This is a genomic window from Nocardia sp. CA-120079 (genome assembly GCF_050955745.1).
Taxonomy (GTDB): Bacteria; Actinomycetota; Actinomycetes; order Mycobacteriales; family Mycobacteriaceae; genus Nocardia.
In genome coordinates, this window is the sequence record NZ_CP192088.1 from 7631067 (window position 1) to 7649317 (window position 18251).

Annotated in this window: 22 protein-coding genes; 7 read left to right on the forward strand and 15 right to left on the reverse strand. The window is 66.0% G+C overall.

Translation table 11 applies throughout. From position 1 onward, the window contains the following. Positions 1-125: 125 nt before the first annotated feature. Positions 126-941 carry a class I SAM-dependent methyltransferase gene (locus ACQPYR_RS34800; RefSeq protein ID WP_433623147.1) on the reverse strand — a complete coding sequence of 272 codons (816 nt, stop codon included), beginning with the start codon at positions 939-941 and terminating at the stop codon, positions 126-128. 61 nt (positions 942-1002) lie between these two features. Here ACQPYR_RS34800 and ACQPYR_RS34805 point away from each other — a divergent pair, with 61 nt between their 5' ends. Next, a complete protein-coding gene (locus tag ACQPYR_RS34805; RefSeq protein ID WP_433623149.1) occupies positions 1003-1590 on the forward strand; it encodes a TetR/AcrR family transcriptional regulator in 588 nt (195 codons plus the stop codon). Here ACQPYR_RS34805 and ACQPYR_RS34810 read toward each other — a convergent pair. Further along, on the reverse strand, positions 1583-1963 hold the full coding sequence (locus ACQPYR_RS34810; RefSeq protein ID WP_433623150.1) for a histidine phosphatase family protein: 381 nt from the start codon (positions 1961-1963) through the stop codon (positions 1583-1585). The genes ACQPYR_RS34805 and ACQPYR_RS34810 overlap by 8 nt on opposite strands. A 193-nt stretch (positions 1964-2156) precedes the next feature. Here ACQPYR_RS34810 and ligD point away from each other — a divergent pair, with 193 nt between their 5' ends. The 3 genes from ligD to ACQPYR_RS34825 are packed head-to-tail and all read left to right on the forward strand — an operon-like array spanning position 2157 to position 3964. Further along, on the forward strand, positions 2157-3107 hold the full coding sequence (ligD, locus tag ACQPYR_RS34815; protein WP_433623152.1) for a non-homologous end-joining DNA ligase: 951 nt from the start codon (positions 2157-2159) through the stop codon (positions 3105-3107). A 33-nt stretch (positions 3108-3140) separates the two neighbouring features. Further along, positions 3141-3458, forward strand: a complete 318-nt coding sequence (locus tag ACQPYR_RS34820) for an ArsR/SmtB family transcription factor (RefSeq protein WP_433623154.1) — start codon at positions 3141-3143, stop codon at positions 3456-3458. Next, positions 3455-3964, forward strand: a complete 510-nt coding sequence (locus tag ACQPYR_RS34825) for an SRPBCC domain-containing protein (RefSeq protein WP_433623156.1) — start codon at positions 3455-3457, stop codon at positions 3962-3964. The genes ACQPYR_RS34820 and ACQPYR_RS34825 overlap by 4 nt, the downstream gene beginning before the upstream one ends. A 148-nt stretch (positions 3965-4112) precedes the next feature. Here the strand turns inward: ACQPYR_RS34825 and ACQPYR_RS34830 are convergent, their stop codons facing one another. Then, positions 4113-4604: an FBP domain-containing protein gene (locus tag ACQPYR_RS34830; protein WP_433623158.1), complete on the reverse strand. Its 492-nt coding sequence runs from the start codon at positions 4602-4604 to the stop codon at positions 4113-4115. Positions 4605-4688: 84 nt separating this feature from the next. Beyond that, a complete protein-coding gene (gene lexA / locus ACQPYR_RS34835) occupies positions 4689-5348 on the reverse strand; it encodes a transcriptional repressor LexA (protein ID WP_433623160.1) in 660 nt (219 codons plus the stop codon). 106 nt (positions 5349-5454) lie between these two features. Here lexA and ACQPYR_RS34840 point away from each other — a divergent pair, with 106 nt between their 5' ends. Beyond that, positions 5455-6210 carry an SDR family oxidoreductase gene (locus ACQPYR_RS34840; RefSeq protein ID WP_433623162.1) on the forward strand — a complete coding sequence of 252 codons (756 nt, stop codon included), beginning with the start codon at positions 5455-5457 and terminating at the stop codon, positions 6208-6210. Positions 6211-6415: 205 nt separating this feature from the next. Beyond that, the gene (gene thrS, locus ACQPYR_RS34845; RefSeq protein ID WP_433623164.1) at positions 6416-7624 is read left to right on the forward strand and encodes a threonine--tRNA ligase; all 1209 of its coding nucleotides are present in this window, start codon (positions 6416-6418) and stop codon (positions 7622-7624) included. Positions 7625-7627: 3 nt separating this feature from the next. On the opposite strand, the gene ACQPYR_RS34850 is transcribed toward thrS, so the two are convergent. The 9 genes from ACQPYR_RS34850 to ACQPYR_RS34890 all read right to left on the reverse strand — a co-directional run bounded on the left by ACQPYR_RS34850 (position 7628) and on the right by ACQPYR_RS34890 (position 14027). Then, positions 7628-8074 carry an HIT family protein gene (locus ACQPYR_RS34850; protein WP_433623166.1) on the reverse strand — a complete coding sequence of 149 codons (447 nt, stop codon included), beginning with the start codon at positions 8072-8074 and terminating at the stop codon, positions 7628-7630. A 165-nt stretch (positions 8075-8239) separates the two neighbouring features. Beyond that, the gene (locus tag ACQPYR_RS34855; protein ID WP_433623168.1) at positions 8240-8725 is read right to left on the reverse strand and encodes a GNAT family N-acetyltransferase; all 486 of its coding nucleotides are present in this window, start codon (positions 8723-8725) and stop codon (positions 8240-8242) included. Positions 8726-8846: 121 nt separating this feature from the next. Continuing rightward, the gene (locus tag ACQPYR_RS34860) at positions 8847-9689 is read right to left on the reverse strand and encodes a DegV family protein (RefSeq protein WP_433623170.1); all 843 of its coding nucleotides are present in this window, start codon (positions 9687-9689) and stop codon (positions 8847-8849) included. A 3-nt stretch (positions 9690-9692) separates the two neighbouring features. Next, the gene (gene octT, locus ACQPYR_RS34865; protein WP_433635321.1) at positions 9693-10388 is read right to left on the reverse strand and encodes a diglucosylglycerate octanoyltransferase; all 696 of its coding nucleotides are present in this window, start codon (positions 10386-10388) and stop codon (positions 9693-9695) included. Between the two features lie 496 nt (positions 10389-10884). Continuing rightward, on the reverse strand, positions 10885-11544 hold the full coding sequence (locus ACQPYR_RS34870; RefSeq protein ID WP_433623172.1) for a histidine phosphatase family protein: 660 nt from the start codon (positions 11542-11544) through the stop codon (positions 10885-10887). Further along, the gene (rsfS, locus tag ACQPYR_RS34875) at positions 11541-11978 is read right to left on the reverse strand and encodes a ribosome silencing factor (protein ID WP_433623174.1); all 438 of its coding nucleotides are present in this window, start codon (positions 11976-11978) and stop codon (positions 11541-11543) included. Before rsfS ends, ACQPYR_RS34870 begins: the two co-directional genes overlap by 4 nt. A gap of 76 nt (positions 11979-12054) precedes the next feature. Continuing rightward, positions 12055-12699, reverse strand: coding sequence for a nicotinate-nucleotide adenylyltransferase (nadD, locus tag ACQPYR_RS34880; RefSeq protein ID WP_433623176.1), 645 nt, complete (start codon positions 12697-12699; stop codon positions 12055-12057). 48 nt (positions 12700-12747) lie between these two features. Further along, positions 12748-13434: an RsiV family protein gene (locus ACQPYR_RS34885; RefSeq protein WP_433623178.1), complete on the reverse strand. Its 687-nt coding sequence runs from the start codon at positions 13432-13434 to the stop codon at positions 12748-12750. Positions 13435-13499: 65 nt separating this feature from the next. Beyond that, positions 13500-14027 carry an RsiV family protein gene (locus ACQPYR_RS34890; protein WP_433623180.1) on the reverse strand — a complete coding sequence of 176 codons (528 nt, stop codon included), beginning with the start codon at positions 14025-14027 and terminating at the stop codon, positions 13500-13502. A 52-nt stretch (positions 14028-14079) separates the two neighbouring features. Between ACQPYR_RS34890 and ACQPYR_RS34895 the strand changes: the two genes are divergently transcribed. Next, the gene (locus ACQPYR_RS34895) at positions 14080-14358 is read left to right on the forward strand and encodes a hypothetical protein (protein WP_433623182.1); all 279 of its coding nucleotides are present in this window, start codon (positions 14080-14082) and stop codon (positions 14356-14358) included. Between the two features lie 47 nt (positions 14359-14405). Here the strand turns inward: ACQPYR_RS34895 and ACQPYR_RS34900 are convergent, their stop codons facing one another. Together ACQPYR_RS34900 and ACQPYR_RS34905 are read right to left on the reverse strand one after the other, a co-directional pair. Beyond that, positions 14406-16358 (reverse strand): hypothetical protein, encoded by a 1953-nt coding sequence (locus ACQPYR_RS34900; RefSeq protein WP_433623184.1) that lies wholly within the window; start codon positions 16356-16358, stop codon positions 14406-14408. A 1-nt stretch (position 16359) separates the two neighbouring features. After that, positions 16360-18213: an HSP90 family protein gene (locus ACQPYR_RS34905; RefSeq protein WP_433623186.1), complete on the reverse strand. Its 1854-nt coding sequence runs from the start codon at positions 18211-18213 to the stop codon at positions 16360-16362. Between the last annotated feature and the right edge of the window lie 38 nt (positions 18214-18251).

Consider the following 18251-nt stretch of genomic DNA (forward strand, 5'->3'; position numbering starts at 1 on the left):
CGAATCAGCGAAGTCAGTGACGCCATGCCCGAGGCGGAGCTGGTACGGATGACGCCCGAGCGCGCCGCGTCGCTCACGGGTGGCCCCATCACCGAGCTCGCGCGCGGCACCGGGGCAACATGGAGTCAGATCCGCAGCGCCGTGACTACGGTCGTCATAAACCGCATCGTGAAGGAACCGCCCGCCGCGTCGATGGCTGCCCCCACGCCTTCCAGCACCTCTTCCTCTGTGGCAGCGGAGAATTGGGCATGGCCGCCGGTCGTCGGTAGTTGGTCCAACCACTCGTCCCGGGTGTAGATTCGCTCCCAGTCGAAGTTCCACTGCACGGGATCACCGAAGCCACCTGCCGCCTGGATCCCCTCGATCACCTTTGTGATCGGCGTCGAATATGCGGTCGTCGCTGCCGAAGCCCAGCGGGCAGCGAGCGAGTCGGGGGCGACCCGTTGATAGACCTCGGCGAAGGCTTGGGCCAAATCCGTCGGCGGTTGGCCCGCATTCCAAAAGACGGCCAGCCGTCCACCTGGTCGCAGCGCTTCAGCGGCTTTCGCGGCACCAGCGACCGGGTCCACCCAGTGCCAGGTCTGGCCGGAGATGACGGCGTCGAAGATTCGGCCCGCGGGGTCCCAGTTCTCGAAGGCAGACACTTCGACCTCGAAACCGTACTTTCGCGCCCACTCACCCATCCGCGCATCGACCTCCACGCCCAGCACATGGCAACCCGCCGCCCGGAACTGCCGGGCCGCGATGCCGGTGCCGATACCGACATCGACGATCTCGGGTCCGGGGCTGGCGGCAACGATCGCATCGACCATGGCAGCCGGATATCTGGGCCGGGCGCGGTCATAGCGTTCCGGATCCGAGCCGAACGATTCGGCCAGCTCACGGGCTCGATGGGATTCGCGTTGGTCGGAGGACGTGGGCTCCGAAGGTAGAGTGGGCATGTGCCCACCATAGTGGGCACATGCCCACTTGCCAACGGGTGCGCCCGAGAGGGGAGATACCGTGCCGACAGGCGTGGCCATGCGCGATCCGCGCGAGCAGCTATTCGAGGCTGCCGAGCGAATCCTGTTGCGAGACGGTCCGAATGCGCTGACCAGCCGCGCTGTCACCACCGAAGCGGGCTGCGCCAAGGGCGTCCTGCACCGGCACTTCGCCGACTTCGACGCCTTCCTCGCCGACCTCGTACTCGACCGCATCCGCCGCATCGATCAGCAGTCCGCCGCCTTGTGCGAATCGGCAGGCACCAGCACAGTCACCGACAATCTCACCGACGCCCTGACCACCGTCTTCGAATCGGTCGCGGTAGCCATAGTCAGCCTCGTCACCTTCCGCGACGAACTCCGCACCCGCCTGCGCCAGGTCCGCCCCTCCGGCGTACCCGTACTCACCGAAGCGACAACCATGCTCGCGTCCTACCTCACCGCCGAACAGACCCTCGGCCGCATCGCCCCCGAGGCCGACACCGACACCCTTGCCCTGACCCTCATCGGCAGCGCCCACCTCCTCTTCGCCGACCGCAGCAACCCCACGCCAACCCCCGAGGCCACCCGCAAAGTCGTAACCACCGTCATCGCAAGCACTCTCAGATGAGATGGCGGGTATCACCGAGGCTGACGACCTGGCGGTTGCGGAAGTAGTCATCCTCGCGCAACTCCGTGATACTTCCCGGAGCAGCATGGAACCGGGCATAACCGAGTGATTCGATCGGCAACATCGTCCACGCCGCAATAACGAAAGTGATTGCGCCACCGTGCGTCACGACGATCTGACGGTCGCAGTCGCGCTCCCGGATCGCGTCCATCGCCGAATAGATGCGCCGCGCGAATGCGGCAATGGTCTCCGATCCCGGTATGCCTTCATCATGGCCCATTCGCTCCCCGACGGCGGGCGGCGGCACGAATCGCTGATCCAGCCATTGCTGGTGCGTCGACTCTGGATGAGCGATGACATAGATGGTTCGCACGGCCCGATCCTCGCCGACGTGGTCGTGACTTCGGGCGCGGACCGTGCCAGGCAGGGGGCGGAGGCGACGAACGACGACAACAAGAGGCCCAGCCGGAAAACGGGCAGCGACCAATCAGCTATCCAGACCAATCGGTACTATTCAACTGATCTTCATCTCCGGCGGAAGGCCAGGCGATGGTGTCGAGGCGAATGTGACAAGGCTGCCCCGCTACGCGGCGATGCTGGCGCTCGCGGGCCGCCTCCCCCGCGATGACCAACGCTGGGCATACGAGGTGAAATTCGACGGTATTCGCGCCATCGGGCACGTCGACCGCGATCTGCGCCTGATCTCACGCAACGGCAACGACATCACTGCCGCGTGGCCCGAACTCGCCGATCTTGCCCCGGCGACCCCGCCCTTCGTCATCGATGGCGAAATCGTCACCTTCACCGCCGATGGACGCAGCTCCTTCGAGGCGCTGCAACCACGCATGCACCAGCGCAATCCCGCAGCGATTCGAAGCCTCGCCAAGTCCGTGAAAGCGACTTACCTCATCTTCGATCTACTCCATATCGGCACCCGCTCTCTGATCGATCTGCCTTACGAGCAGCGTCGACAACTACTGGAACAACTCGACCTCCAGGGCCCGCACTGGCGGGTTCCGCCGCGTCTGCACGGCTCCGGCGCCGACGTCCTCGCCGAATCGCGACGGCTCGGCCTCGAAGGGATCGTGTGCAAGCGACTCGACAGCCCCTACCTGCCCGGGCGACGCAGCCCGCTATGGACCAAGGTCAAGAACGTCAACGACCAGGAAGTCGTCATCATCGGTTGGCGCCCGGGTACCGGCCGCCGGGCCGGGCACATCGGCTCATTGCTCATGGGCATCTACGACGACGCAGGAAAGCTGACCTATATCGGCAATGTCGGCACCGGATTCACCCAGACAATGCTCGACGAGCTGAAGGCGAGACTCCAACCACTGCAACGCACGACACCCACCGTCGACACCATTGTTCCCGACGCCGTCTGGGTCGAGCCCCAGCTTGTCGGTGAGGTGTCGTTCGCCGAATGGACCGGTGACGACCGACTTCGACACCCGTCCTGGCGCGGACTCCGTCTCGACAAGCAACCACGACAAGTGACACGAGAGTATATTCCTTGACAGTTATATAACTGATGAGGAATAGTTGGTCGCGTGACGACGCCGAAGGCATTTCAGGCGCTGGCCGAGCCGAATCGACTGGCCATCCTCGAGGTGCTGCGCGAGGGAGAGCAACCGGTGGGAGTGTTGGCACAACGGTTGAGCCTGAGCCAGCCCGCGGTGTCGAAACATCTGCGCATGCTCAAGGATGTCGGGCTGGTCGAGGTGCGCTCGGATGCCCAACGTCGTCTCTACCGCATCAGGCTCGATCCGCTGGTCGAACTCGACGACTGGCTCGAGCCCTACCGCCGGTTGTGGAGCGCGCGCCTGGACCGACTGGAAGAACATCTCAACCGACGGAGGCAATCGTGACCGACGCTCAACTGATTACCGATGGCGCACGACCGGCCGTACGACTGGAGCGCCGGCTACCCGACCCGCCGAAAGTGGTGTGGCAGGCCATCACCCAGCGAGAACAGCTCAAATCCTGGTTCCCCTGCGACGTCATCGTGGACGGCGAGGTCTGGCGAGTTGGCGCCGCGATAACATTCCGCTTCCCGAGCGATGTCGTCGACATGACGCTCAGCGGCGAGGTGTTGGCCGTGGACGAGCCGAATCTTTTGTCCTTCACCTGGGGCGAAGAGATTTTGCGCTTCGAGCTGAGCGAGTACGAAGGCGGTACCCGCCTGGTGCTGGTCGACGAACTCCCACCGGGCGCGGCGGCACGCAATGCCGCGGGTTGGGACGAGTGCCTGGACCGGCTTGTCGGGGTTGCGCCGGCACCCGATGCCTGGAAATCCCGCTTCGCGGTCTACTCGGCGGCATTCGAGTCGGCTCTCGGTCCCCAGGAAGGCCCACCGCCCGATTACAAGGGCTGACCCGAAGAGTGATTCCTCTCCGGATGAGTGGGTCCGGACCGGATCCGGGCCTGCTCAACCGGAGAGGAATCCTGGGCATTCCGAGTTCTGTTGAGTGTCGGCACATGGCATCTACCTCCATTTCATTGCTGGGACCGAATAGACGGATCTAGGTGAACAGCCTGGTGACGAAGGCGTTCATATTGTCTCGGACCCGCTCGATCTTGGTCTCCTCGGTGATGAGGTCTTCGCGGTACCGATTGCCGAGGGCGGGCGTTCGCTTACCGCGCGCGTAGAGCGAACACGCCAGATCGGTGCACATATAGGTACCGACCGAGTTGCCCCGGCGTCCGGATTCACCGGCCTTGTGCGCGGTCATCAGCGAGACACCCCCACCGGTATGCGAGGTCAGGCAGATCGCGCACATCTGAGTGCGACCGGATCTGCCCGTTTCGTAGCGCAGCGCGATGCCGACGATGCGATCGTCCTGCGGCACAACGAGATACCCGCGGCCGGGCAGCGACGGATCGCTCCAGCCGAGGAAATCCAGGTCATCCCAGGGCTGTGCGTCCAGGTCCCGGGGCACGGGCAGTTTCTTGGCGGTCGTCTTGGAACAGTTGATGAACGACGACCTGATGTCGCGTTCGGTGACGGCTTTCATGACGGCATCGACTCCTTCGATAGATCGGTTGACAAACCGAAGGAACGCTACAGCTGGTCATTAGCCCAGGCAACGGAATTTCGCTCACACGCGGCGCATCACCGACACGACCTTCCCGAGCACAACTGCCTCGTCACCATCGATCACGTCGTAGGCGGGATTGCGCGGTTCCAGATAGACATGGCCATTGCGACGCCGATAGACCTTGACCGTCGCCTCCCCATCGATCATCGCGGCGACGATGTCACCGGAATGCGCCTCGTGCTGTTTGCGGATCACCACCAGGTCGCCGTCGCAGATCGCCGCATCGATCATCGAATCGCCGCGCACGCGCAGCCCGAAAACCGTTCCGCGACCCACGAGTTCACGCGGCAGCGTCATCATGTCGTCGGCGTGCTCCTCGGCGAGGATGGGCGTACCCGCCGCTATATCGCCGACGACCGGAACCGCGACCGAATCCTCGGCCTGCTCCGGAACCGCGGACGCCCGCAGGAACATGCGCACATCGATCGGCCGCGACATGGTCTCGCTGCGCCGCAGAAATCCCCTGTCCTCCAAGGACTTCAGATGCTTGGAGACCGAGGACGAGGACCGCAGGCCGACCGCATCGCCGATCTCCCTGGTGTTCGGCGCGTACCCGTACCGCAGCACCCAGTCCCGGATCGTGGCGAGGATCCGCTGCTGGCGCGGCGGCAGGGTCGAGGTATCGAGGTGCTCGAAGGCATCGTGGTCGTAACCGGTCACCCGGGAATCCTAGAGGTGCGTGCGGACAATTCCCCGCTTTGTCACACCAGGCCCGCCTGCGTCGTCATACCGGTGAAGACAAGCACATGCGAACTTCGGAGGAATCATGACGACCATCCTGCTGACCGGCGGCACCGGCACACTCGGCCGCCACGTCACACCACTGCTGGTCGAAGCCGGTTTCAAGATTCGAATGCTCAGCCGCAATGCCCACGAATCGAGCGACGGCATCGAATTCGTGACCGGTGATCTGCTGGCGGGCACCGGCGTCGAGGCCGCTGTCGACGGCGCGGAGATCATCCTGCATCTCGCGGGCGGCCCCAAGGGCGACGACATCGCGACCCGGCATCTGGCTGACGCCGCCGCCAAGGCGGGCGTGCAGCACATCGTCTACATCGGCGTGGTCGGCGCCGGAAAGCTGCCGATCGGCTACTTCCGGGCCAAGTTCGCCGCCGAACAAGCCATCATCGAATCGGGCGTGCCGTACACCATCCTGCGCGCGGCCCAATTCCACGACCTCGCCCTGAAGACCGCACAAGCCATGGCGAAGAGCCCGATCGTTCCCGCACCGGGCGTGATCCTGTGGCAGCCGGTCGATTCGCGGGAGGTGGCCGCGCGGCTCGTGGAGCTGACCCGCGGCGCACCGGCCGGACTGGTAGCGGATCTGGTCGGGCCGACGGTGTACACGATGGCCGAGCTGATCCGCGGATACCTGAAGGCCGAGGGCAAGCGGCGGTTGCTCCTGCCGGTTCCGGTGCCGGGCAAGGTCGGGCGCGCGTATCGCGCGAAGGAGAATCTGACCCTCGCTGGTGCGACGGTCGGCAAGCTCACCTGGGAGAACTTCCTCGCCGAGCAGGTGTGACAGCGAATCTCCTCGCGCAACCGCAGGAAAAGTGATGTGCCGACGCCGCGACTGCTCTGCTACCGTGGCCGACATGAAGCGCGCTGCTGTGACGACGACGCCGGAGACCGTCCCGGCGCGCTGATTGCTGTCCAGATCGAAGGCCCCGGGCGAGTGCCCGGGGCTTCGTCTTGTGGTCACTCGCCCGCTATCCGCGAGGAGACCCGTGCACGACCACCGCAAACTCGGCCGCGAACTCGGCCTGTTCGATACCGATCCGCTGATCGGATCCGGCCTGCCGTACTGGCTGCCCGATGGCGCCACCGTGCGCCACGCACTCGAGGAGTTCATCCGCGCCGCGGAACGACGCGCCGGGTACCGGCACGTGTACTCACCGGCGCTCGGGAAGCGAGAGCTCTACGAAATATCCGGGCACTGGTCGCACTACCGCGACGACATGTTCCCGCCCATGCAGTTGGGCGGCGAGCAGGTGCTGCTGCGCCCGAGCCTGTGTCCGCATCACGCGGTAATGTTCCGTTCCCGCTCGCACAGCTACCGCGAATTGCCTTTGCGGATGGCGGAATTGGGCGGGATGTATCGAGCGGAACTCTCCGGCGTACTCGGCGGACTCACCCGTGTCCGCGCGATCCAGCTCAATGACGCACACATCTTCTGCACCGTGGATCAGCTCGCCGACGAGGTCGCGGGCGCGCTGGAACTGATTCGATCGGCACACGCGGCCATGGGCATCCGGTCCACCCGATACCGCCTCTCGCTACCCGGACCGGGCGGGAAATACGTTGCGGCCCCGGAACTCTGGCAGCAGTCGATCGCCATGCTCACCGATGTGCTCGACCGCTCCGGCCTGCCCTACGAAGCAGCCGAAGGTGAGGCCGCCTTCTACGGCCCGAAGATCGATATCCAGTTCACCGACAGCGCGGGCCGCGAATTCACCCTGTCCACCGTGCAGGTCGACTTCCACCAACCGGAGCAATTCGATCTGCACTACATCGGTGCGGACGGCGCCGAACACCGGCCGGTCATGGCGCACCGCAGCATTATCGGCAGCGTCGAGCGGGCTGTCGCGCACCTGATCGAGGTGCACGGCGGTGCGTTCCCGGCCTGGCTTGCCCCGACTCAGTTGGTCGTCCTACCGGTTTCGGCGGCCGAGTCGGCACCTGCCGAAGCGCTCGTCGAACGCTGCCTCGAGCTGGGGCTGCGCGCCGAGATCGCCGATCACGAACTCGGCAGTCTCGGCGCGCGCATTCGCCAGGTCCGCCTGGTCCCCTACCAAGTCGTGATAGGTCCGAAGGAGGTCGCGAATGATCTTGTCGCGGTGCGGCTTCGGGACGGACAACGCCTCGAACCGCTACCGGCCGACGAATTGCTTTCCCGTATAACCGAACTCATCGCAGCGCACAGCACCCTGCTGTGACCCTCAGTGCTCGGTGACGAAATGGATCGCCAAGCGGTCGCACAGCTCGCCGAGTGCGCACGCGTCTATGCGTGGCGCGTCCGGCCACGCATCGGCGTTCGTCCACGGCACCGAGGCGGGAGTGCCGTGCGGACGAGCGAATACGTGCTGATGGAAATGCGCGACGCTCAATCCGGTGATCGCGGAAAACACGAATTCCGGTGCCAGCTCGACGTGTAACGCGTGCGCGGCGCGTCGAGCGGCCCAGCCCACCGCCCGGGCCTCGGCGTCGGTCAGGGTAGACAACGTCGGTGCGTGCCGCCGGGTCTCCACGAAGAGGTACCCCGGCACCGGCGCGCCCTCGGTGAGCGGCCGATGCGTGACCAATACCAGGTCGTCCGCGTAGATCACCGGACCGACCAGCGCACCGATCCCCCGATGCTTATCGCAGATCGGACATTCGTTCCCCACCTCGTCACCATAGCTGCCGTACACCGCCTCGATACCGAAGCTCGGCCATCCCACTCGATATCGCCGAGCACCCTTGCGGCACTTGGTGTTATCCCGCTGATGAGGTCGGGTCGGGCGGTGCCGCCTGGCGGCACCGCCGCACATTGTGGATCGTGGCATCGGCGATCAGGTCAGAGCCTTGGCGAAGCAGTTGGACAGGGGCAGGGATTCATAGGGCGAGAAGATCGGGATGCGGTGGTAGCCGCTGCGTTCATAGAAGCGAACCGCCTCGGGCTGCAGGTGGCCGGTCTGCAGGATCAGCCGGGGCAGCTCGAGTGCACGGGCGGCGGCCTCGGCAGCCGAAAGCAGCAGCGGCGCAACGCCGGAACCGCGGTAACCAGGACGCACGAACATCCGTTTCAACTCGAGCTCACCCGCATTCCAGCGCACGGCGGCGTGCCCGACCGGATCGCCGCAATATGCGACGAAGGTGCGATGTACGGTGGCGGGATCGACGGCATTCGGCTTATCTCGCATATGTTTCGCCAGATAGGCGTAGCGCGGACCGACCTCGGCGGCCATCTCATCGCGCAGGATGACCGCGTCCGGATGCGCCCACTCGACCGATTCGATGGTCAGCGGCGGATTGATCGGAGTTGCGGAACTCGTCATGCCGCGACGTTAGTCACCTCCGCTGCCGACCGAAGGGGTTGCGATCACGCAGAAATTATTACGCTCATCATGCCATTCGACCGGAGATGCGGCACACCCGCGAGTTCTGGACCGTAGCCGATCAGGCGCAGCCGCCGGGGACGACCAACACACCGACCGCACCGACGCCGAGATGGACGGCCAGCGTCGGCCCGAATTCCGCGACGATCAGTTCGCGGATGCCGGGCAGCAACTCGCGCAGTTGGGTAGCGACGGTATTCGCGGCATCCTCGGCATCCAGGTGTTGTACGGCGACGGCGGCGCCATCGTCACCCGCCGCATCCACAGCTGCCGCAACGAGTTTGGCGTACGCCTTTGAGCGGGTACGAACCTTTTCGCGCAGTTCCAGGCGGCCCTCGACGATCTGCAGCAGCGGTTTGCTCACCAGTTCGCTGCCGAAAAAGGCTGCGGCGCTGCTCAATCGGCCGCCACGGCGCAACTGCTCGGTGCGGTTCACCAGGATGAAGGTGCGTGATCGACTGGCCGCCGCGACGGCGGTGTCATAGACGACATCCAATGTCGCGCCACTGTGCGCGCGGCGCGCGGCGGCGAGCACCGGCAAGCCGGTAGCCAGGCCTGCACCGAGTGAATCGACCAAACGGACCTGATCGGCGGCATCCATATCGCGGACCGCCTGCCGTCCCGCCTCCCAGGTACCGGAGAGTTGGCGCGAAAGATGTACCGCGACAACGCCGTCCCCATTGCTGCGCTCCAGCGCCCGCTCGTAGACGGCACGCAGCTCACCGGGTGAGGCCGCCGAGGTCGTCACGGTATCCGAACCGTAGTCGATATCGATGGCGTCGACGCCTTCGCGGATGGTGCGGTCGCCGACCAGCACATGCAGTGGGACAACGGCGATGTCCAACTCAGCGACGAGTTCGGCAGGGAGGCTGGCGGACGAATCGGTGACGACCACAACGGCCACGGACTACCGAACCTCCTGCAAGGTCTTCACCATCGAATTCGCCACCGCGGTATGTCCGGCCCAGCCCCAGTGAATGCCGTCCGGATTCGCGTCGCCGGAGAAGATGTCCTCGCGCACCGCTTCACCGAGATCGACCAGCGGGACAGAAGTCTTGTCAGACCACGCGCGCAGTGCCTTGACCGCGGGCTGCCGGCCACTGTGCACATGCCCGTAGGCGGCGCAGTTGTGCACGGACGGCAGTACCGCGACGACCGGCAGATCCGGACGCAACTGGGCCAGCGCCTCGCGCGACTGCTCCAGGTAGTCCACGCTCACCTTCGGCGGCAATGCCACGGGACGACCGAGTTTCGACAGCTTGGGCTGCAGCCAGTTGTAGGTGGCGCGGACCCCACGACGCAGCACGGGCGGACGCACATAGCGGATCAACTCGCGCAGCGCGGTCGGCAGCGGCGAGGGCAAGGTATCCATGCCGCCGACCGCGAAGACGACCGCACCCGCGCGCGGCACCGCGGCCCACACCCGGGGGTCACCGATCAGTGCCCAGTACGCGTCCCGGCAGGTCCAGCCGATCCGCCCGATCAGCTCGACGTCCCAATCGAGTTCGGCGCCGACCAGATTCGGCCAGATCTTCGGATGGTCCGCGGGCAGGCCGCCCTTCGGACCGAAGTAGGACAGCGAGTCCGCGATCACCAGCAGCACCGGACGATCCGATTCCGCGGTCGAAGCCGGTTCGGCCGCAACCTCGTCGCCGGCAACCGATTCGAGCGAGGGATCGTCGACGACCGAATCCACTGTGGATTCGTCACCGCTTGTCGAAAACGCAGCCGTGAGGTCGGGCTCGGATTCCGCTGCGGAGCTAATGGATTCGTCTTCGGATTCAGCGCCGATCGTCGACGCCGCGATATCCGTATCGGAAGCCGCCGCAACACCTTCCGGTGGTTCACTTGCTGGTTCCGCCGGCTCCGCACCGGTTCCGAACTCGGTCGTGTATGCGGCGGGCTCCTCGTCACCTTCCCCGGAGTCGGCGGCGGCAACCGATTCGTCGCTGCCGGACTCGGCCGACTGCGACTCGGCCGGTTCCTCCGACTCGACCGTCTTCACCGGGGGAGGTCCGAACAGCGCGTCCGGGATCGCCCGTTCGGGCTTCGCCGAAACCCGACGGAACAATTCATCCGGTACCTGCCGAACCGGTTCTTCAGAGGACATCCGGGGCCACCTTCGCCGCTGCATTCCACACATCCAGGCGCCAACCGGGCTGATCGATGCTCGGACCGTGACTGCTCAGCTGCACCCAGCTGGTATTGGCCAATCCCCCTAGGGCAGGCCAGTTCCGCGGCGGCAGGTCGAGCAGCGCGGCCGTTAGGGCGGCGATCAGCCCGCCGTGCGCCACCAGGATGATAGTCCGGCCTGGCCAATCCTGCCGCTCGGCGAACAATTCTCGAACAACGGGTAGGGACCGAGCGCCGACCTCGAGCTTGCTCTCACCGCCGGGCGGGGTATAGGCCGCATCCAAGCGCCACGCGACCCGCGCGCCCGGATAGTCGGCGTCGACCTCCAGATGGGTCAACCCCTCCCAGTCGCCGAGGTGGGTTTCACGCAGCCGCCGATCCGGGACCACCGGAACATCGGTGTGGTCGGCCAGTGCCGAGGCGGTATCGAAGGCGCGCCGCAGATCGGAGGAGACGATGGCGATCGCATTGCGCGAAACCAGTTCGCGCGCGGCCTCTTTCGCCTGACGACGACCGAGCTCGGTGAGATCGGTGTCGATCTGCCCCTGCATCCGGTCGGAAGCATTCCACTCGGTCTGCCCGTGCCGCAGCAGGATCAGCGTGCGGACGCCGGCATACTTGTTCACTCGCGTTCTTCCCCCGCTTCACCACGCATCACGACGCCCTCGGACTCGGTGTGCTTGAACACCTCGTTCCCGGCCGCGATCCCGTCCACCGGAACCGCCGGACAATCCTTCCAGAGCCGTTCCAGCGCATAGAAATTGCGTTCGTCATTGTGCTGGATGTGCACGACGATGTCGACGTAATCCAGCAGTGCCCACCGGCCCTCGCGGGTCCCCTCGCGCCGGACCGGCTTGTGCCCGGCTTCGCGGAGCTTCTCCTCGACATTGTCGACGATGGCATTGACCTGACGCTCGTTCGGCGCGGAGGCGATCACGAAGCAGTCGGTGATCACCAACTGTTCGGAGACGTCGAGCACCACGACGTCGGTGGCCAGTTTCTCGTCCGCCGCGCGCGCGGCGACCTGCGCCATCTCCACCGATTCGACAGATGCGCTCATGCCTCCACCTCGCGGGCCCTCGGCACCGGCATGACCGCATCAGCGGCTCCGTTATTGGTTCGCTCGCTGCGCTCGCTCACGCCTTACCTTCCACTCCTACGGGCACGTATAAATGCCGCTTCGATATGTACTGCACGACGCCGTCGGGCACGAGGTACCACACCGGCCGGTTCTCCGCGGCGCGACGACGGCATTCACTCGATGAGATCGCCAACGCCGGGATCTCGATCATGGTCACCGCATCGACCGGCAGGTCACGCAGATGCTCCTCGAGATGATCGGTGTTCAGCTCATACCCCGGTCGGCTAACCCCGACGAATTTCGCCAGTTCGAACAACTCCGCCCAATCCTGCCACGTCAAGATGTTGGCGAGCGCGTCAGCTCCGGTGATGAAGTACAGCTCGGCGTCGGGATGCTTGGTGCGCATCTCACGCAGGGTGTCGACGGTGTAGGTGACCTTGCCCCGGTCGATATCGGCCCGGCTGACCGAGAACCGGGGGTTGGAAGCGGTCGCGATCACGGTCATGAGGTAGCGATCCTCGGCCGGGCTGACCTGCTTATCGGCCTTCTGCCACGGCTGTCCGGTCGGGACGAAGATCACTTCGTCCAGTTCGAACCGGTTCGCGACCTCGCTGGCGGCGACGAGGTGGCCGTGGTGGATGGGGTCGAATGTGCCACCCATCACCCCCAGCTTGCGTCGACGCCGACCGTTCTCCTGCATGAGAGCCGAGCTTAACCGGTCGGTTCGGTCCGAGCGGGGGCCGGACGGTCAACTGCTGACGACCGCCCGCAGACCTGGCTTCAGCACCCCGTCGAGTTCGGACCACGGGATCGTGATGTCGATATAGCCCAGCGCGTGCGAGGCGATCTCCCCGAGGTAGACGCGCAGACCGTCGGGCATGGCCAGCCAGTCCTTGAAGTTCTCCACGGCCGGTGCGATGCGCTGCTTGTCGTAGGGGTTCGTGCCGACGCGGGTCTTGGGGATCTGCACCTCCGCCTGCGCCGACAGCCGATCGAGGGCCTTCGGCAGATCGGTGAACAGATCCGGCAGGGTGAGCGCCTTGCCGGTGTCGACATCGGTCACGTGGGTGCGTTTGAAGGTGGTCGGATGCAGCTTGCCGCCGTCGACCTCGACCTCGATGCCGAGCACACCGCTGAGCACATGGCGGCCGATATGCGCGACCTCACTCTTGTACCCCTTCACCGCCCGATCCTGCGCGGCGGCCCGCAGGTACGGATCCAGCTCGGCGCGCAAGCCGTCGTTGAATTCGGTGCGCGCAGCCTCGGTTCCGCCTTCGACCTGCGGCAGGTCGAAGGAGTACCAGGGGCCCTCCAGCCGAATCGAGGTCGCCGTGAAGGGCGGTGCCGGGGGCGAATCGGCCCGGTCGGCGGCCCCGCACGCCGTCAGTACGGCGAACAGGACGCCGACCAGGACAGCGGCAGCGGTCTTCCTCATTTCGCCTCCCCGAATAGCTCGCGTTCGTGCCCGAGAACGTACCACCGCGAGCTGTCGAGGGTTCGTCAGCTGCTGACGACCGCGCGCATCCCCGGCTTCAGCACGCCGTCCAGCGCGGACCACGGCACGGTGACATCGATATTGCCCGCGGCGTGCGAGGCGATTTCACCGAGATAGATCCGCATACCCTCCGGCGTGGCGACCCAGGTCTGGAAGTGTTCGGCGACCGGGGTGAGCAGGCTGTTGCTGTAGCCGGTCGCGCGCGGATTCTGCTGCACCTGGGCCTCGGCCTGAGTCGAGAGCGTGTTCAGGCCCTGCTGCAGATCGGTGAACAGGTCGAGCAGGGTGATGGCCTTGCCGGTATCGATGTTGGTGACATGCGCGGCGTCGAAGCTGTTCGGGTGCGCGGCGCCCTCGGAGTACATGATGACGACCAGGTGTCCGCTGAGGACCTGCGACCCGATGCGGACGACCTGACTGTCACCACCGGTGACCGAATCGCCCGGACGGCTGATGCGGCCGATCCACTCCTGCGCCCCGGCCTGCACGGCCGCGTTGAATTCGGCTCTGGCATCGGCCTTTCCACCGCTCACCTGAGGCACGTCGATCTTGTACCCGGCACCCTCGAGATGAACTGTTGTCGCGGTGAAGGTTTCGGCGCGAGGCGATCCGGCGACCGTCGTCGACGCGGCCGGCGTCGCCGTCACCGACGCGGCCGGTGTCGCCGTCGCCGACGCGGCCGGTGTCACAGTCGCCGACGATCCGCCCCCGGTCGTCGGCGATTCGTCCGGCCCACAGGCCGTGAGTACTGCGGCGCTGGCCAGCGCGCCGATAACAGCAGCGGTCTTCTTCATCCGGAGCTCCGAATCGACAACGCACCGAGCCGATCTCGGTGTCCTCCCCAACAATGCCGATGCCACCTAACAGTTTTCTTATCGTGCGCAAATCATCGCGAGCTGGTCGCTGGGTGATCAGTGGTCGTCGTCGCGCTGCATGTCGGCGAGTTGGGTACGGGTGTTGAGGAGTTCGGTGGCTACCTCGGGCGAGGGGGATGTTTCGGCGATGCTTTCCAGTTCGGCGAGTAGGTCGCGCATGGTGGTGAGCCAGGGGCGGTCGGATTCCAGGCCGGCGCCGTAGAGCTGTAGCCAGGCGGCGGAGCGTAGGCATTTGGCTCGGGGGCCGACGCGATCGAGGGTGCCCCAGAGGTGGGCGGCGCGGAGGAAGGCGACGACAGCTTGTTCGTCTTCGCCGCAGTAGTCCAGCACCGAGGCGGCCGACCAGGCGAGCTCGGCTTGGAGTTCGACGCGGTCGGGGTCGTTGTGGACCAGACGGGCCGCTTCGACGAATTGCTGTGCCGCATCACGGAATCGGTTGAGCTTGCGCAGGGATTCGCCGTATTGGCGGCGCACGATCGCCATTTCGGCGGGCGGGTACGGCTGCTCACCGGTCGCGAGGGACTGCTCGAAGAGGGCCGCCGCCTCCCCGTGCCGTCCGGCCCGGTGGCAGGCTCGCGCGGCGACGACGGTGAGGTGTATCGCATCCGCCGTCGAAATCGGTTCCCACCGAGCGGCCGCGGTGAGCGCCGCATCGGCCAGTTCGTATTCCCGGCCCTGCTGTCCGGAGAGCACCATGACGAGCTGAGAACTCAACCGAGCGATATGTTCGGCGGGCAACGCGGTCGCGCCGACCGAAAGTGCTCGGCGCAGATACTGTTCAGCATCCTTCGGGTTGTCGACGAGGCGTACCGCAGCGAGCTCGGCCAGCTGCAGTGCGTCCTCGGCTCGTTCCTCGACGGTCGCGCTCTCCGCAGGCAGGGTATCGGTAGCCTTGCGCGGCAACGTGTTTCGCGCACCGAGCGGAAGATGTTCGACCAGCGGTTGTCGCGCGAGCCGCGCCGCGACGCGCTCGCTGACCACCGTATTGCCATTGCGCGCGTCATAGCGTGCGGTGAGCTCGCCGATTTCGACGCTCAGCTTGTCACGTACCGAGTCCACCGTGCCCACACCGACTTCGAGTGCACCGCGATCCAGCTCGGCCAGCCGCCGCAACAGCACGCACACTCCCGAAATGAAGGCCAGCCGAATGGCGGCGTCCGCGCCGGGATCGGTCAGCCACGCCGCATGCTCGGCCAGTATCTCCAGACCGCGCGCCTCGTTTCCGGTCAATGCGCAGAACTCGATGTGCTCACCGACCGAGCGCCGCAGATCCGGAAGGTGGCGCACCAGTGGATAACCCGTCAAATGCGCACTGCGCGCCGCGGCGGTGCGCCCAGTGCGCAGCATCGGCAGCAAGGCCTGCCCGAGCACCCGATGCGGCTCTTCGGCACAGCTGCGCGCACCGTCGATGACCGGACGCCAGCTCTCCAATGCGGACTCGTCGTCACCGGCCTGCGCGTAGTTCGCTCCCCACTGGTTGCGTTCACAGGCATCACAATCGGACATGCCGTCGCGCGGTGCCGCACGCGCGGCGTCCAGCAGCTCGGCGGCCAAGCCGTCCTGACCCAGTTCCCGCGCCAGGTCGGAGCGCAAGGCGAGCACCGGGCGCGCACTGTATCCCCGCTGCCGGTAACGACTTTCGAGCTCGTCGAGCCAGCGGTAGGTGGTCGGCAGCGGCACCGCGGGATTCTCGATCAGGCCCCAGGTCAGCCATTTCAGATACCAGTGCACCGAATGCGTCATCGGGCCGAGTTCGGCCGGGAAATCGTCGTAGATCCGCAACAGCCTGCCGTAGGCGACCGGTGCCAGATCGCGTTCGCCCGCATAGGCATACGCCTGGGCAAGCTCCAACAGCACACTCCCCTCCAGCGCACGGTCCGCACCCGACTTCGCCTCGGCGGCAAGCCTTTCCAGTCGTTCGGTGCGGCCGCGCCCGTGTGGCAGCGAACGGCTCTGCGCCAGCGCGGATTGGATCTCGGAGGTATCCATTTCAGGCCTCCTCCGCGGTCTCGCCCGCCGCACGCCGGGTCGCCCAGCTGAGGAATTCGCCGAAAGCGCGATTGAGCAGCGCGGTATCAGCCGGTCGCAGCGGCCGGTGGGTCATCAATAAGGCTTGGCCGTAGAGCGATTCGACCGCGGTCCGCAGGAAGGCGGGGTCGTCGATCCGGCTCAAGCGTCGGACCACCGGGCTGTTGTGGTTCAACACCAGTTGAGCACGGGGTGCGCTCGCCTCCAGCGCGCCGAGGATTTCGGTCCAGAGCTCATCCGCGCCGACGGTGGTCTCGACCCGTGCTCGCTCATTACGCGCACCCCGACTGTCCAGATGCAGTGCGGGCACCGAAACCGGATGGAACGCACGCAGAATCACATCGCAGGACAGCGAATCCAGTGCGGTGCGCGCCGCGGCGAGCACCGGAGCCAACAAGAGTTCCTGGGCGGGATCCACCAGGTCGAGGGCGGCCGTAACCGCGGCCGCGTCCAGCTCGGTCACCGTGACACCAGGCAGGATCGTCGGCAGCAGCGCGACGAGTTCCGCATCGTAGGTATAGCCGCCGTTGACGACGCCGATGCCTTGCGCGGCCGCGGTGGCGGCCACTTGACGGAATTCCTCCACCGTCGCCGTCACGCGCACGGTCGGGTGGTTGCGCGCGAATTCGGTCAGCGGTACCCGGCCGTCGGTGGTCTCGAACAGCAAGTGCGGCACCATGATCCGCAGCATGTCCGGCGAATGCCGCGCCATCGCCTTGACACCGAGAGCGTGCACGGACAGGAATGCGGCGAGCCGCTCGGGCTGTTCGGCGGCGATTTCGGTGAGCCAGTCGCGGATTCGCTCGCCGAGGCTGTCGCGGACGATGGCGAGGCGTTCGTCTTCGTAGAGGCCCTCACGCGAGGCAGTCGGGCGCAGGCTGTCGGTATCGATGACACAGCGCACGAAGAAGGCCCAGTCCGGCAGCAGTCCGCGCACCGCGTCACCGAGCAGCATGCCCTTGAGATACACCCGGTGTGCACTGCTTTCGGCGGGATTGCCCGGCTGTGACAGCACGAAGGCGACCCCGCTGACCCCCGCCAATTCGGCATCGAGATCGATCACATCCAGCGGGGTGAACCCGAGGACGCGCTCGCCGTACTCGAACAGCGCCGCACGCCGCTGGGCCGGGGATGCGTAGGCGCGCCGCCACACCGGCGGACCGTCGGTCGCGCGCAGTCCGGCACCATTCGCCTCGACCGTCACCTCGTAGGGCAGCAGCGAACCATAATCGCGGACCAGGTCGAGCACCCGCCCCGGTGTGAACCACGCCTGCGCACCGGCACGCGGCGTGAGATGCACCGTGGTGCCCGGCTCTTGCTGACCTGCCGGATCGAGCAGACGCAGCGAGTAGGTGCCGTCGGCGGCGGCCAGCCATTCCACGGGCGGAGCATCCGGGTCGATGGCCGAGCGGGTGACCACGCGGATCGTTTCGGCCACGGTGAAGCACGCCAGCAGCCCGATACCGAACTGCCCGAGGAACTCTCGGCGCGCACCCTCGATTTCGTCACGCTTCGACGAATGCCCGATGGTGGCGAGGAAGCGGTGCACGTCCGCCTCGGTGAGACCGATGCCGTGATCGGTGATCCGCAGTCCTGATTCGTCGACGACCAGCCGAATCGCGGTGGGCGCCAACGCATCGCGCTGCCTGCGCGCGGTGACGGCATCGACCGCGTTCTGCAGTAACTCACGGATGTAGACCCGGGGACTCGAATACAAGTGGTGCGAGAGCAGATCGACGATTCCGCGCAGATCGACCTGGAACGAATAATCCCCACCACCGCTGCGGCCAGACCCGGCCGGCGCGTTGTTCACCATGGACCGAATCCTGGTGCGCAGCGCCAATAGTTCCCTTA